Below are 12,869 nucleotides of genomic sequence, written 5' to 3'. Positions count from 1 at the left end.
TGCCTTACGGCAAATTCACCCCCCGAGGATATTTCCGGATTAAAGATGCGCCAGAAGTGAACAAAGCCTTACCGGGATGGGTAAGGCTTTGTGTCGAAAGCAGCGGTGTTTTTGGCTGCCTCAGGCGGTCAGTTCGCGCGGGACGATGAAGTCGCGCGCAGATCCCTGATGCCAGTCGATCTGTTTCCAGTCATCGGTCTCGAAGCTGACAACCAGTGTGGAGCCGGTCGGATAGCGGTGGAACTCGGCATTCGCGGGCGGCTGCGCGACGATGCGTTCGGCGAATTCCGAGATGCCGGGATTGTGTCCGATCATCATCACCGTCGAGCCCGTCGCGTGGCGCAGCACCGCCAGCATCACGTCGGCGCTGGCCTGATACAGCGCGGGTTTCAGCACCAGCCGGGGCTCGGTTTCGAGCGCGGCGGCGATGCCGTCCCATGTTTCGCGGGTGCGCGCGGCATCCGAGCAGAGAACCTCGTCGGGGATATCGCCGCGCGAGGCCAGCCACTGGCCCAGATCCGCCGCGGCGGCCTGTCCGCGCGCATTGAGCGGGCGATCCTTGTCGGCCATGGTCGGGTCGTCCCAGCTGGACTTTGCGTGGCGGGTCAGGATCAGACGCTTCATCATCGGTGGAACCTGCTCATGTGATAGGCGGATTGAGCGTCCAGTCTTGCATGGCTTTCGGAGGCGGGGCAAGCGCGGCGCGCGGCGCAACCGCGCGACAGGCAGTCGTGACCCTCGGGCCGGTCGAGAAAAGCGTGACAGCGCGGCACGTCATAGGCCGTGGGCGAGAGGGCCTCGACCGGGCAGGCGGTGATGCAGGGCCGCGTCACGCAGCTGTCGCAGGGATTGGCAGCCGGGGGCAGGGGGATGTCTAAGGGCAGAGCCAAGGCGCCACGAAACGACACCCAGAGGCCCTGATCGGCATGGACCAGCATCCCCACCGGGCTTTGCCACAGCGCGCCCGAGGCCAGCGCCCAGCCGAAAAACGGGGGCCAGGGCGGGCCATCCGAGGGAAACAACGCCGTGCCGCCGAAGCGTGCCGCCAGCCCGCCGAGGATGCGCGCGGACCAGCGGTCGATCGGATCGGGGGCGCCGTCGTGCCATTCGGCGGAAGCGGTGACGCGTGCCCAGAACGCATCGCCGCCCTGCGGGCCGATCAGCACCAGCGCGCAGCTATCGGGCGGGCAGAAGGCGGGATCGGGCGCGGTGGCGGCGAGCGCCACCAGCCCGTTTGCGCCGAGCGCGGAAAGCAGCGCCGGCGCGCGATCAGGCGTCGGCATCGCCGTCGCTGGTGCGCGGCGTCACCCGCGGCGGGGTGGCGCGGATCATCGAGCCCGCGCCGTGCTCGGTGAAAAGCTCGAGCAGGCAGGCATTGCGCACCCGTCCGTCAAGGATCACCACCGCGCGCACACCATCCTCGATCGCCTTGAGGGCGGTTTCGGTCTTGGGGATCATACCGCCGGCGATCGAGCCGTCGGCGATCATGCTGCGCACCTGATCGGGATGCATCTCGGTCACGACATTGCCGTCCTTGTCCTTCACGCCCGACACGTCGGTCAGCAGAAGCAGGCGGTCGGCTTTCAGCGCCCCGGCGATGGCACCGGCGGCGGTGTCGCCGTTGACGTTGAAGGTTTCGAGCGCGCTCATCCCGGTGGCGACCGGGGCCACGACGGGGATGATGCCCGCTTTGAACAGGTCGCGCAGCACCTGCACGTTCATTTCGACCGGGCGGCCCACGAAGCCCAGTTCGGGATCGTCGGCCTCGCAGACCATGAGGTCGTCATCTTTGCCCGACAGACCGACAGCGCGGCCGCCTTCATCCATGATCGCCTGCACGATGCGCTTGTTCACAAGGCCCGTGAGCACCATCTCGACCACCTCGACGGTGGCCTGATCGGTGACGCGCTTGCCGCGCACGAATTCCGACTTGATGCCCAGTTTCGAGAGCATGTCGTTGATCATCGGCCCGCCGCCATGCACGACGATCGGGTTCAGCCCGACCTGCCGCATCAGCACGACGTCGCGGGCGAATTCGGCCATGTCCTCGGCATCGCCCATGGCGTTGCCGCCGAACTTCACGACGACGACAGCGCCCGAGAATCGCTGCAGATAGGGCAGGGCTTCCGAAAGGGTGCGGGCGATGGCGGTCCAGTCACGATTCATGTTCTGGTTTCTCATGGCGTTACTGCATAGTGGCGATGATGGCGCGAAGCGTCGCGATACCCTCGCCCTTTTCCGACGAGGTGACAAGCAGCTCGGGATAGGCGGCGGGGTGCTTGGACAAAGCCTTGCGGACCTGTTCAAGCGTCTTTTCCCGCTGGGCGACGCTGATCTTGTCGGCCTTGGTCAGCACGACCTGAAAGGTCACGGCAGCCTTGTTGAGAAGGTCGAGGATCTCTTCGTCCACCTTCTTGATGCCGTGGCGCATGTCGATCAGAACGAAGGCGCGGCGCAGGGTGGCGCGGCCCGACAGGTAGCTTTTCAGCAGCGCCTGCCATTGACGCACGACGGCGACCGGCGCCTCGGCGAAGCCATAGCCGGGCAGGTCGACGAGATAGAGTTTCTCGCCCACGTCGAAATAGTTGATTTCCTGCGTGCGGCCCGGCGTGTTCGAGGTCCGCGCCAGCGCCTTGCGGCCGGTCAGCGCGTTGATAAGGCTCGACTTGCCGACATTCGAACGCCCGGCAAAGCAGATCTCCAGCCGGTCGGCGGGCGGCAGGCCCGACATCGCGACCACGCCTTTGACGAAATCGACCGGCCCGGCAAACAGCTTGCGCCCGTCTTCGGTGTCTTCGGGCGTGGGATGCGGGGCTTCGGGGAAGGGCAGCATGGTCATGTCAGGATCTCCACCGGGTCTCCGATTGCGATCTCGCCGCCGTCGATCACGCGGGCCAGCGCGCCGAGGTCGCGGTGATTCCATCCGAATTCCAGCGCGGCCAGCGTGTCGCCGTCCTGTGCGCCGGTCAGCGGGTCAAAGGTCGTGGCGACGCAGCGGGTGATCGGGGCATCGACACGCAGGCGGGTCTGACCGATACGCAACTCGTGGCCCACAAGGTCGAATTCCTGCCACGGCGCGAGCCCTTCGAGCCACAGATTGCCCCGGAAGCGGTGGATCGACAGGTCCATGCCCATCCGGTCCCCCAGCGCTTTGAGCGAGGCAAGGTTCATCAGCGACACGCGTCCGCCGGGGCGGTCGGTCAGATCGCCCCCGTCCTGACGCGCGACCAGACCGCGCGGGGCGGGGCGGTTTGCGGGCCATAAGGGGCTCAGCCACGCGATCAGCGCCGCGCCGTCATCGGGCAGCGTGCCTTCGAAAGCGGGCAGATCGGGATGGGTCAGGACCAGGTGCGACCGGGTCTCGTCAAACTCGGCGCGGATCGCCATCAGGCTGCCCTCGGCCGCGCCGCGCATGAAATTCAGCTTGGACTGCCAGCCCTCGGGCGCGCCGTCGAACTTGGCGGCCTCGGTCGCGACGGCAAAAATCCGGTCAAACGGGAGCGGGCGGCCCTGAGACAGGACCGCCCTTTCCAGCGTCTGCCAGCCCAGCGATTTCACCGGGTGGCGGACGATATGCGCGAGACGAGGCGTGCTCACTTCGCCTTGCCGCTTGGTTTCGCGTCCTTGTTCGCCGCCTTGTTGCGTTTGAACGAGGATCGGATGTTGCCGAACAGGTCGGGCCGCGATCCATGCGCCGTCATGATCGAGTATTGCTGGATGAACGTGATGATGTTGTTGCCGATCCAGTAGATCAGCAGGCCCGAAGCGAAGCCGCCCATCACGAACATGAAGATCCACGGCATCCAGTTGAAGATCGTCGCCTGCATCGCGTCCGCCGGCGCCGGGTTCAGGCGCATCTGGAACCACATCGAGGTGCCGAACATCAGCGGCAGCGCGCCAAGGAAGATCGTCGCCATCATCGTGCCGGGATCGGGCGCCGCCCAGGGCAGCAGGCCGAACAGGTTGTAAAGCGACGTGGGATCGGGCGCCGACAGATCGTTGAACACCCCGATCCACGGTGCATGTCGCAATTCGATGGTGACGAAGATCACCTTGTAGAGCGAGAAGAAGATCGGGATCTGCAACAGCAGCGGCAAACAGCCCGCGGCCGGATTGACCTTTCGTTCGCGGTAGAGCTGCATCATCTCTTGTTGCAGCTTCTGGCGGTCGTCGCCCGCGCGCTCCTTGATCTTCTGCATCTCGGGCTGAAGTTCCTTCATCCGCGCCATCGAGACGTAGGATTTCCACGCCAGCGGCAGCAGGATGGCCTTAAGCGTCAGCGTCAGGGCCAGAATTGCCCACCCCATATTGCCGATGATGCCGTGATAGAAGTTCAGCACGCGGAAGATCGGGCGGGTCAGGAAAAAGAACCAGCCCCAGTCGATCGCATCGGTGAAACGCTCGATATGCGTGTTGTTCTCATAGGCGTTGAGAACGTCGAATTCCTTCGCGCCGGTGAACAGCATCGAGCTGGACGAGGCCGTCTGACCGGGTTCGACGGTAATCGCGGGCTGGCGCAGGCTGGCCTGATAGATACCGGCGCCGGGCACGAATTGCGCGACCGAGGTCATGCCCTGACCGGGCGTGCCGACCAGCGTGGCCATGAAGTATTTCGAGGTAAACCCGATCCAGGCGTTGTTCTCGGCGCTCGTGCTCAGCGTGGGGATCCGCTCGCGGTCGCTGACCTGGTAATCCTCCATATCGCTGTAATCGGCTTCGAGCAGAGCGCCATCGGTCATCTGCACAAGGCCCTCATGCGAGATGAAGAAGCGCTGCATATCCTCGGGGACGCCGTGCTGGGCGAGTATCGAATACGGGTCCAGCGAGATCGCCGTGTCGGTGGTGTTCTCAACCGATTGCTCGACGGTGAACATGAATTGGTTATCGACGCTGATCGTGCGGGTGAAAATCAGGCCTTCGCCATTGTCCCATTCCAGCGTGATCGGGTTTTCCTCGGTCAGCGCGTTGTCGCCGATCTGACGCCATTCAGTCGCGGGGCCGGGTACCTGTTCGTAGGACAGGCCGCCGCGCGGCGTCCAGCCATAAAGCGCGTAGAACGGGTGGCGCGTGCCGCCATTGGGATTGAGCAGGTGCACCGGCTCGCTGTTGGGATCCAGCGTTTCGGTATAGTCGCGCAGCTGCATGTCGTCGAAACGGCCGCCGATCAGCGCGATCGAGCCGGTCAGATGCGGCGTGTCGATGACGATGCGCGGCGTCTGCTCCAGCGGTTCGGCCAGTGTCGCGTCGCTGTCGGCGGGCACGTTCTGCGCGGGTGGGGGGACCAGTTCGCTTTCGGCAACGGTTTCACCGGGCTGTGGCTCGGGCGGCGGGAAAAGGGCGAACCATCCCATGATGACCGCGAGGCTCAGGGCGAAGGCGAGGATCAGGTTCTTGGTTTGATCTTCCATCAGGGGATTCCGCTAGACCTTTCGGGACGCGTGTTTGTGCAGCGCCGGTTCAACAGACCTTGCTCCCAAAGGTCAAGCGGATTCCCCTGTCCGCGCCCGTCGCACACCGGGATTTGCAGGGGGATTCAGGGCCGCGCACGGGGTCTTTGCGGCGCTGTGTCAGGCATTTGGCTGTCGCGGGCGGGGGCGTTTCCGGCCCCGGGATGCCTTGGCGAAAGGCCGCGCGATGTGGGGTCGCTGGGCTGGTGTTTCGCGTAACATCACGCGGTGGGGCGCCACCGAGGGACGAAATCGGGCGATGATGGACGGGTGCGTCTTGCCGTTCGCAGGCGTGGGACGGCCACATTTGGGGCTGCGAGGCGATGGCCTGGGTCATCGGGTCTTTTGGTAGAGTAGAAGACCGGGTTTCCTGTCCGACGGACGATCGCCTTCGCGACGGATGGTCGCATCGGGCGCCGCGCGAGCCGCGTTTTCTGGCCTTACTGCGCAGCGTGGCCCGGCGGGGCGGCGGTGTGCGGGGCGTCTTCGACCCAGGGTTCGCCCCGTTCCAGCGCTGTGTGGTGGGCTTTCAGCCACGAGGGCAGGTCCGAGGCGGGCATCGGGCGGGCGATGGCGAAGCCTTGCAGGTACTCGCAGCCCATCTGCGCCAGCTTCACCTGTTCACCCGGATGCTCGACCCCTTCGGCAAGCGTCCCATGCCCGAGCTGCCGGGCCATCGACAGGATCGCTGCGACCATGCGGCACTGATCTTCGTCCACATGAAGGTTGGTGACGAAACTGCGATCGATCTTGATGCGGCTCACGGCGAAGCGGCGGATATTGGCGATCGACGCGTGGCCGGTGCCGAAATCGTCCAGATCGATGCCGCATCCCATCGTCGCCAGCCGGGCAATCGTGTGCACGGCAGCGTCGTCATCGCCATTCGTCACGACGTTTTCCAGAATCTCGATGCTCAGGCGTTCGGGGGACAGGTCGAAGCGGTCGAGTTCCCACGCGATTTCATCCGCCAGCCGGGGATTGCGCAGATCCTCGGCCGAGTAATTGATCGACACCTGTGGCACGTCATGACCCGCGGCCTGCAAACTTGTCAGGGTGACGAGGGCCTCGCGCAGCATCAGCTCGGCCAGTTTGCCCGACAGGCCGGCGGCTTCGATCTGTGGCAGGAATTCCCCCGGGGGCAGCACCCCGGAGGTGGGGTGATGCCAGCGCGCAAGCGCCTCAAGCCCGCTGACCGCCCCGGTGTCGGTGCGGATCTGAGGCTGGAAATGCGCGCGGATCTCGCCCGTCTCCATCGCGCGGCGCAATTCGTCAACGCGTTTGCCGTTGAGCGATGCGGGAAAGTCCACGACCGAGTAGCTGACAACGGCGCCGGGGCCGGCATTCAGGGCCTTGCGTGCGGCGGTTTCGGAGGCCTGCAGCATATCGAGACCGTTGAGCATCGCCGCGCGGGGGGAAACGCAGTAGCCGATCGACACGCTGGGCCAGAGCGCGACCCCGCCGATTGTCAGCGGTTCGCCCAGCTGCGTGCGGATCCGCTGGCAGACCGACAGCACGTTGCCGGTATCGAGCCCGCGCGTCACATCACCCAAGGCGATCCCGAACCCGTCATCGACCAGCGGGCAGAACTGATCCTGCGCGCGCAGGACCGCGCCGAGACGGACGGTGAGCATGTCGAGCAGCGCGGCATAGCGGGTCTGCCCCAGCTGGCGGCTGAGGCGTTCGGCTTCGTCGAGCCGGACCGCCAGCGCGGCCGCGCAGGTGGGGCCGGTCTGCTGGTTTTGCAGGGTCGCGACCACAGTCGCGCGGTCACGCAGATTGATGTGGGCGCCGCCGCTTGCCGTGTCCGTCACGTCAGGCCGCTGCAACAGGCGGAACGCCGCCCAGAGCAGCGCGGCCTGCAAGCCCAGGATCACCCACCAGGCCCAGCCCGGCATCCCGCCCAGCACGGTGGTGAGCGTCAGCACAGGAACCAGCACCAACATCCACAGGCCCGGAAGGCTTGCGTGTCGATAGAGCCAGCGATGTTCCATCGTCTTCATCCGCGCGTCGATCCGCTTGTCCGTGCCGATCCGATGTCGGCGCTCACAAACTGGTTGCGCGAGGTAACGGAAAGTTTAACGCAGACGGGGAATTTCGCCCGAATTCGCGCTATTTTCCAGGCTCGGGGCTGCCGTATCGGCCGAAGGCGTCTGTGCGTCGTCACTCGGCCAAAGCCCTGCGAAATCAAATAGTTTCGGGTCGACCAGATGCGAGGGCCGTGCGTTCATCAGCGCCTTGAACATCACGTTGCGACGGCCCGGCGTACGGCGCTCCCATTCATCCAGGATGCCTTTGACCTGCTGGCGTTGCAGCCCGTCCTGCGAGCCGCACAGATCGCAGGGAATCACCGGGTAGTTCATGTCACGGGCGAATTTCTCGCAATCGGCCTCGGCGACGAAGGCCAGCGGCCGCAGCACCGTCAGATCGCCGTCCTCGTTCAGCAGCTTGGGGGGCATCGTCGCCAGCCGCCCGCCGTGGAACAGGTTCATGAAGAAGGTTTCCAGCATGTCGTCGCGGTGATGGCCCAGCACGACCGAGGTGCAGCCTTCCTCGCGCGCGATCCGGTAAAGATTGCCGCGCCGCAGCCGCGAGCAGAGCGCGCAATAGGTGCGCCCCTTGGGGACCTTGTCGACGACGATGGAATAGGTGTCCTGATACTCGATCCGGTGCGGCACGCCCATTTTCGTCAGGAACTCGGGCAGAACGGTCGCGGGAAAGCCGGGCTGCCCCTGATCGAGATTGCAGGCCAGCAATTCGACCGGCAGCAGGCCGCGCCATTGCAATTCGTGCAGGATGGCGAGCAGCGTGTAGCTGTCCTTGCCGCCCGACAGGCAGACAAGCCACTTGTCGCCGGGGCGGATCATGCCAAAGGTTTCGGTCGCCTCGCGCACCTGCTGGACCAGCCGTTTGCGCAGTTTGCGGAACTCGGTCGATTTCGGCGCGCCGTGAAACAGCGCGTGGATATCGTCACCGGGTTCGGGTCGGTCTTGGTCGAGCATGGGATCGTCGCGCATGGGCTGGGCCCTCCTGACCGCGTGCCATAGTGGCTTTGGCCCCGACAGGTCAAGAAGCGCGGGTCTGGTGCGGGTCTGGCGCGAGTCTGGCGGGGGGCTCAGTGGTGATCGTGGCCGCAGCGATGCCGGGCGTCCCAGTCGGGATCGGCCCCCGGCACCGGGTCATAGCCCTGACGGCCCCATGGATGGCACGCGGCGAGGCGCCTCAGCGTCAGCCACCCGCCCTTGACGGCGCCATGCATCGACAGCGCCTCCATCGCATAGGCCGAGCAGGTCGGCTGAAAGCGGCAGCCATGCCCCACCCACGGGCTGAGCAGCAGCCGGTAGGCGCGCACCGGCAGCGAGACCAGCCACGCGGCGGGTGCGTGGCGCGGATCGGGGCGGGGGGGCTGGTTGGGCGATGACACGGCGGAGCCTTTCGATACCCGGCACAGATGGGCGCAGCGGGCGCGATGCGCAAGATCGGTCAGGCCAGCGCGCTGGCCAATGCGGCGATATCGCGCGGGCTGAAGACGCGGATGCCGTTGCGTTCGAGCAATTCGCTGACCACGCCGCGCCCGGTCTGCCGGCTGCCGTCATGATGGCCCGAATAGACCCAGCGGCTGCCGCAGGACGGGCTGGCATCGGTCAGCAGCGCGACATGGCAATCGCGCGCCTTCGCGGTGTCGAGCGCGATCTGAGCGCCGCGCACGAAATAGGCCGTGACGTCCTCGCCGGTATCGGTCAGCACGCGGGCGGTGCCGTCGAGAACCTCGGCGGCGGAGGCGCCCGGCTCGATCTCGGCGGGGCGGCGCGGCGTGGCAAGCCCGGCGGAAACCTCGGGGCAGAGCGACACGAGGCGATCCGTGGCGCGCCAGTTTTCGATGAGCGATCCGCTCAGGGTTTTGGCGCGTCCGTCATAGCGGACCGGCGCGCCCAGCAGACAGGCGCTGACAAGGATGCGAGACATGCGCAACAGGGTAAGCCCCGCCACGCGGTTGGTAAAGATGGACCCTGCATCGGCGCGGCGATAGCCTTCGCAAAAGCGGAGGGAGCGATGCGCAAACGGATGCTGATTACCGGCGGCACGCGCGGGATCGGCCGGGCAACGGCGCTGATGGCGGCGGCGCGCGGCTGGGATCTTGCGCTGGGCTATCGCGGGGATGACGCGGCGGCAGAAGCGCTGCTGGCCGAAATCAGATCTACCGGCGCCCGCGCCGTGGCGCAGCCGGGCGATGTGAGCGATCCGGACGCGGTCGCGGCCCTGTTCGAGCGGGCCGAACAGGCGCTGGGCGGTCTTGAGGCGGTGGTGGTCAATGCGGGAATCGTCGCGCCCGCGTCGCCGCTGGCCGGGGCCGATACCGGCCGGTTGAAGCGGGTGATCGAGGTGAACCTGCTTGGCGCGCTGTTCACGGCACGCGAGGCGGCGCGGCGGCTTGCCGGGCGTGAGGGGGCAGCGATGGTGCTGGTCTCGTCGACCGCGGCGCGGCTGGGCGCGGGCGGGGAATACGTGGATTACGCCGCGGCGAAGGCCGGGGTCGAGACGCTCGCGCTGGGGCTGGCCAAGGAACTGGCGGGGCAGGGGGTGCGTGTGAACGCGGTGCGTCCCGGCCTGATCGACACCGATATCCATGCCAGCGGCGGGCGCCCCGACCGCGCGCAGGCGCTGGGGCATCTGGCCGCGTTGGGGCGTCCCGGGCGTCCCGACGAGGTAGCCGAGATGATCCTGTGGCTGTGCAGCTCGGCTGCGTCTTATGTCACCGGCGCGGTGATGGAAGTGAGCGGTGGGCGGTAATCACTCGATGAGCGCCACGCCCGCCGCGCGCATCTGCTCAAGCGCCGAGGCCAGCGAGCCGTCGAGGTCGATGGCGCGGCAGGCATCGAGCCGCACGCTGACGTCATAGCCCAGCTTCGCCGCGTCGAGCGCCGAGAAGGCAACGCAATAATCGGTGGCGAGGCCCGCGAGCGTCAGCGCCTCGATCCCGCGCGTGCGCAGGTAGCCGTCCAGCCCGGTCGGCGTGGTCTTGTCGTTCTCGAAAAAGGCCGAATAGCTGTCGATCGCCGGTCGAAACCCCTTGCGGATGATCAGGTCGGCGGGATCGGTGCGCAGTGCTGCGTGGAAAGCCGCGCCAGCGCTGCCCTGGACGCAATGGGTGGGCCACAGCACTTGCGGGCCATAGGGCATCTCGGTCAGCGAAAAGGGCTCGGCGCCCGGATGATTGGCGGCGAAAGACGCGTGATCGGCGGGGTGCCAGTCCTGCGTCAGCACGGTCACGGCGAAATCGTCCATCATTGCGTTGATCGGTGCGATGACCGCGTCACCGTCGCTGACAGCAAGCGCGCCATCGGGGCAGAAATCGTTCTGGACGTCGATGACGATCAGGGCGTGCGTGTCGTTATGCATGGGGCCTCCGTCGGTTCATGCCGGTCGAATGGCTGCGATAAGAGGCGCTCTGCGCTGCGGCGTCAAGGCGATGGCGCCATGAGGATCCTAGCGCGGCGCGCGCGGCGCCGGTCTTCGGTAAATCCGGTTGCACCCCCTGTCATCCGCGCCCAAGATGCCCGCGACTTCGCAAGAGACTGGCCCGATGAGCATCGAATCCTGGGATGAAATCCGTACCGCGTGGCAGGTTGCCCGCGCGGGCACCGTCAGCGGCGCGGCGGAGGTTCTGGGCGTTCACCATGCGACCGTCATCCGCCATATCGACGCGCTTGAGGCGCGGCTGGGCGTCAAACTGTTCCAGCGTCACGCGCGGGGTTACACGCCGACCGAAGCGGGGAACGCGCTGGCTCAGGTCGGGCGCGTCACCGACGAGCAATTCGCCCAGCTTGGCACGCGGCTGACGGGCGTCGGCTCGGGGATCGAGGGGGATCTGGTCATCACCACGCTGCCGGGCCTTGTGCCGCTGCTGCGCCCGGCGCTGACCACGCTCAACCGGACCTATCCGGATCTGGTGCTGCGGGTGAAGACCGAGCGGCGCGTGCTGCGGCTGGAATACGGCGAAGCCCATGTGGCGTTGCGCGCGGGCAACCGTCCGACCGAGCCCGACAATGTTGTGCAGCCGTTGATGCACTGCCCGGTCTCGCTGTTTGCCAGCCCCGACTATCTGGAACGCTACGGGCGGCCCGGCGATATCTCGGATCTGAAAGATCACCGCTTCGTGGCCGAAGAGCTCGACGACAGCCGCGCGCCTTTCGCGCAATGGTTCTCGCATCTCGACCCCGCGCCGCATGTCGTGTTTCGCTCGAACGAGGCCGAGGCCCGCCGCGCGGCGATTGTCGACGGGCTGGGCATGGGTTTTCTCTATGGCGAGGACGGCGCCGATGACCTTGTGCAGGTCATGCCGACGCGCCCGGAATGGGAATTCACCCTCTGGCTGGTCACGCATGTCGATCTGCACCGCACGTCCAAGGTGCAGGCTGCGGTTTCGGTCATCAAGCAGGCGTTCAAGGAATGACCGCGACCACCGAAGCCGATCCCAAGCCCGGCTATGCCGCGATGCGCGGCCGCCAGCAGGCGCTGCGCGGACATGCCGCCATGCTGGGCTTTTCCGCTGCCGTCTCGGGGTCGTTCAGTCTGGGTGCGCTGGTGGCCAATGACATTGCCCCGGTTGCGCTGACCTCGGTGCGGTTTCTGCTGGCCTCGATGGTGCTGGCGGTGATGGTGGTGCTTTTGCCCGCCGCCGGGCGCAATGGCGCGCGCGGCTTCACCCGCGAGGACCTGCGCGCACCTTGGCGCTACGCGGTTCTGGCGATGTTCTATGGCGGCTATTTCGTCCTGATGTTCGAGGCGCTGAAGACTGCCGATCCGGTACAGGCGGGGGCGATCTTTACCCTGACGCCACTGATGACCGCGCTGATCGCCGTGCCGCTTCTGGGCCAGAGGCTGTTGCCGCGCGTGGCAGGCGCGCTGGCCATCGGAGCGGCGGGCGCAGCCTGGGTGATCTTTCGCGGCGACTGGACGGCGATGGCCCGGTTCGAGGTCGGACCGGGTGAGCAGCTTTATTTCCTGGGCTGCGTGCTGCACGCCTTTTATGCGCCGGCGCTGAAACGGCTGAATCGCGGGGAAAGCGCCTTCGTCACCGCCTCGCTGATGACGCTGGCCGGGTTCATCCTGTTCGCGGCCTATGGCTGGCGCGAGATCGCCGCGACCGACTGGCTGGCGCTGCCCGGGCGGGTCTGGCTGGTGCTGGCCTATCTGGTTGTTTTCGCGACCGCGCTGGCGGGCTCGGCGATGCAGTTCGCCGCGCAGCGCCTGCCCGCGTCGCGGGTGATGGCCTATACCTATGGCACGCCCGTCTGGGTGATCCTGTGGGAGCTGGGGCTGGGCCACCGCATTCCCGGCGCGATCGTGCTGCCGGGGATCGGGCTGATCGCGGTGGCACTTCTGGTTCTGCTGCGCGCGGATTGAGACGCGCACAGCGTCGCC

General features: G+C 66.5%; 14 protein-coding genes. 3 read left to right on the top strand and 11 right to left on the bottom strand.

Features of this window, described 5'->3' with window-relative positions; all coding sequences use genetic code 11:
• Positions 1–120: 120 nt before the first annotated feature.
• The 10 genes from JI664_RS13755 to JI664_RS13710 form a co-directional block, all read right to left on the bottom strand.
• Positions 121–627 carry a SixA phosphatase family protein gene (locus JI664_RS13755; RefSeq protein ID WP_207014324.1) on the bottom strand — a complete coding sequence of 169 codons (507 nt, stop codon included), beginning with the start codon at positions 625–627 and terminating at the stop codon, positions 121–123.
• Positions 624–1,283 (bottom strand): ferredoxin, encoded by a 660-nt coding sequence (locus JI664_RS13750; RefSeq protein WP_207014323.1) that lies wholly within the window; start codon positions 1,281–1,283, stop codon positions 624–626. Before JI664_RS13750 ends, JI664_RS13755 begins: the two co-directional genes overlap by 4 nt.
• Positions 1,270–2,181 carry an acetylglutamate kinase gene (argB, locus tag JI664_RS13745; protein WP_207014322.1) on the bottom strand — a complete coding sequence of 304 codons (912 nt, stop codon included), beginning with the start codon at positions 2,179–2,181 and terminating at the stop codon, positions 1,270–1,272. The genes JI664_RS13750 and argB overlap by 14 nt, the downstream gene beginning before the upstream one ends.
• Before the next feature lie 4 nt (positions 2,182–2,185).
• Positions 2,186–2,839, bottom strand: a complete 654-nt coding sequence (gene yihA / locus JI664_RS13740) for a ribosome biogenesis GTP-binding protein YihA/YsxC (RefSeq protein ID WP_207014321.1) — start codon at positions 2,837–2,839, stop codon at positions 2,186–2,188.
• Positions 2,836–3,597 carry an MOSC domain-containing protein gene (locus tag JI664_RS24160; RefSeq protein ID WP_207014320.1) on the bottom strand — a complete coding sequence of 254 codons (762 nt, stop codon included), beginning with the start codon at positions 3,595–3,597 and terminating at the stop codon, positions 2,836–2,838. Before JI664_RS24160 ends, yihA begins: the two co-directional genes overlap by 4 nt.
• Complete coding sequence (gene yidC, locus JI664_RS13730) at positions 3,594–5,408, bottom strand: membrane protein insertase YidC (protein ID WP_207014319.1); 1,815 nt, start codon at positions 5,406–5,408, stop codon at positions 3,594–3,596. Before yidC ends, JI664_RS24160 begins: the two co-directional genes overlap by 4 nt.
• Positions 5,409–5,887: 479 nt before the next feature.
• Positions 5,888–7,438 carry a bifunctional diguanylate cyclase/phosphodiesterase gene (locus tag JI664_RS13725; RefSeq protein ID WP_207014318.1) on the bottom strand — a complete coding sequence of 517 codons (1,551 nt, stop codon included), beginning with the start codon at positions 7,436–7,438 and terminating at the stop codon, positions 5,888–5,890.
• 84 nt (positions 7,439–7,522) lie between these two features.
• Positions 7,523–8,446, bottom strand: coding sequence for a tRNA 2-thiocytidine(32) synthetase TtcA (ttcA, locus tag JI664_RS13720; RefSeq protein WP_207014339.1), 924 nt, complete (start codon positions 8,444–8,446; stop codon positions 7,523–7,525).
• 113 nt (positions 8,447–8,559) lie between these two features.
• On the bottom strand, positions 8,560–8,811 hold the full coding sequence (gene yidD, locus JI664_RS13715; protein WP_286174097.1) for a membrane protein insertion efficiency factor YidD: 252 nt from the start codon (positions 8,809–8,811) through the stop codon (positions 8,560–8,562).
• Between the two features lie 116 nt (positions 8,812–8,927).
• A complete protein-coding gene (locus tag JI664_RS13710) occupies positions 8,928–9,410 on the bottom strand; it encodes a DUF523 domain-containing protein (RefSeq protein ID WP_207014316.1) in 483 nt (160 codons plus the stop codon).
• Between the two features lie 87 nt (positions 9,411–9,497).
• Between JI664_RS13710 and JI664_RS13705 the strand changes: the two genes are divergently transcribed.
• A complete protein-coding gene (locus JI664_RS13705; protein ID WP_207014315.1) occupies positions 9,498–10,235 on the top strand; it encodes an SDR family oxidoreductase in 738 nt (245 codons plus the stop codon).
• On the opposite strand, the gene pncA is transcribed toward JI664_RS13705, so the two are convergent.
• Positions 10,236–10,844, bottom strand: a complete 609-nt coding sequence (gene pncA, locus JI664_RS13700; protein ID WP_207014314.1) for a bifunctional nicotinamidase/pyrazinamidase — start codon at positions 10,842–10,844, stop codon at positions 10,236–10,238.
• A 184-nt stretch (positions 10,845–11,028) separates the two neighbouring features.
• Between pncA and JI664_RS13695 the strand changes: the two genes are divergently transcribed.
• Both JI664_RS13695 and JI664_RS13690 read left to right on the top strand, forming a co-directional pair.
• Positions 11,029–11,898 (top strand): LysR family transcriptional regulator, encoded by an 870-nt coding sequence (locus JI664_RS13695; RefSeq protein ID WP_211201696.1) that lies wholly within the window; start codon positions 11,029–11,031, stop codon positions 11,896–11,898.
• Entirely contained in the window at positions 11,895–12,851 is a 957-nt protein-coding gene (locus JI664_RS13690; protein WP_286174082.1) for a DMT family transporter, read from the top strand. The genes JI664_RS13695 and JI664_RS13690 overlap by 4 nt, the downstream gene beginning before the upstream one ends.
• Positions 12,852–12,869 lie beyond the last annotated feature (18 nt).

Origin of the sequence: Rhodobacter sp. NTK016B, assembly GCF_017303295.1 — a bacterium.
Lineage (GTDB): Bacteria > Pseudomonadota > Alphaproteobacteria > Rhodobacterales > Rhodobacteraceae > Pararhodobacter.
This window is presented reverse-complemented; position numbering and strand designations above follow the sequence as displayed.

What these genes read in the sequence shown, in the direction of transcription:
- JI664_RS13755 (WP_207014324.1), bottom strand. Translation starts at nt 627, where the DNA reads ATGATGAAGCGTCTGATCCTGACCCGCCACGCAAAGTCCAGCTGGGAC.
- JI664_RS13750 (WP_207014323.1), bottom strand. Translation starts at nt 1,283, where the DNA reads ATGCCGACGCCTGATCGCGCGCCGGCGCTGCTTTCCGCGCTCGGCGCA.
- argB (WP_207014322.1), bottom strand. Translation starts at nt 2,181, where the DNA reads ATGAGAAACCAGAACATGAATCGTGACTGGACCGCCATCGCCCGCACC.
- yihA (WP_207014321.1), bottom strand. Translation starts at nt 2,839, where the DNA reads ATGACCATGCTGCCCTTCCCCGAAGCCCCGCATCCCACGCCCGAAGAC.
- yidC (WP_207014319.1), bottom strand. Translation starts at nt 5,408, where the DNA reads ATGGAAGATCAAACCAAGAACCTGATCCTCGCCTTCGCCCTGAGCCTC.
- JI664_RS13725 (WP_207014318.1), bottom strand. Translation starts at nt 7,438, where the DNA reads ATGGAACATCGCTGGCTCTATCGACACGCAAGCCTTCCGGGCCTGTGG.
- ttcA (WP_207014339.1), bottom strand. Translation starts at nt 8,446, where the DNA reads ATGCTCGACCAAGACCGACCCGAACCCGGTGACGATATCCACGCGCTG.
- JI664_RS13710 (WP_207014316.1), bottom strand. Translation starts at nt 9,410, where the DNA reads ATGTCTCGCATCCTTGTCAGCGCCTGTCTGCTGGGCGCGCCGGTCCGC.
- JI664_RS13705 (WP_207014315.1), top strand. Translation starts at nt 9,498, where the DNA reads ATGCGCAAACGGATGCTGATTACCGGCGGCACGCGCGGGATCGGCCGG.
- pncA (WP_207014314.1), bottom strand. Translation starts at nt 10,844, where the DNA reads ATGCATAACGACACGCACGCCCTGATCGTCATCGACGTCCAGAACGAT.
- JI664_RS13695 (WP_211201696.1), top strand. Translation starts at nt 11,029, where the DNA reads ATGAGCATCGAATCCTGGGATGAAATCCGTACCGCGTGGCAGGTTGCC.
- JI664_RS13690 (WP_286174082.1), top strand. Translation starts at nt 11,895, where the DNA reads ATGACCGCGACCACCGAAGCCGATCCCAAGCCCGGCTATGCCGCGATG.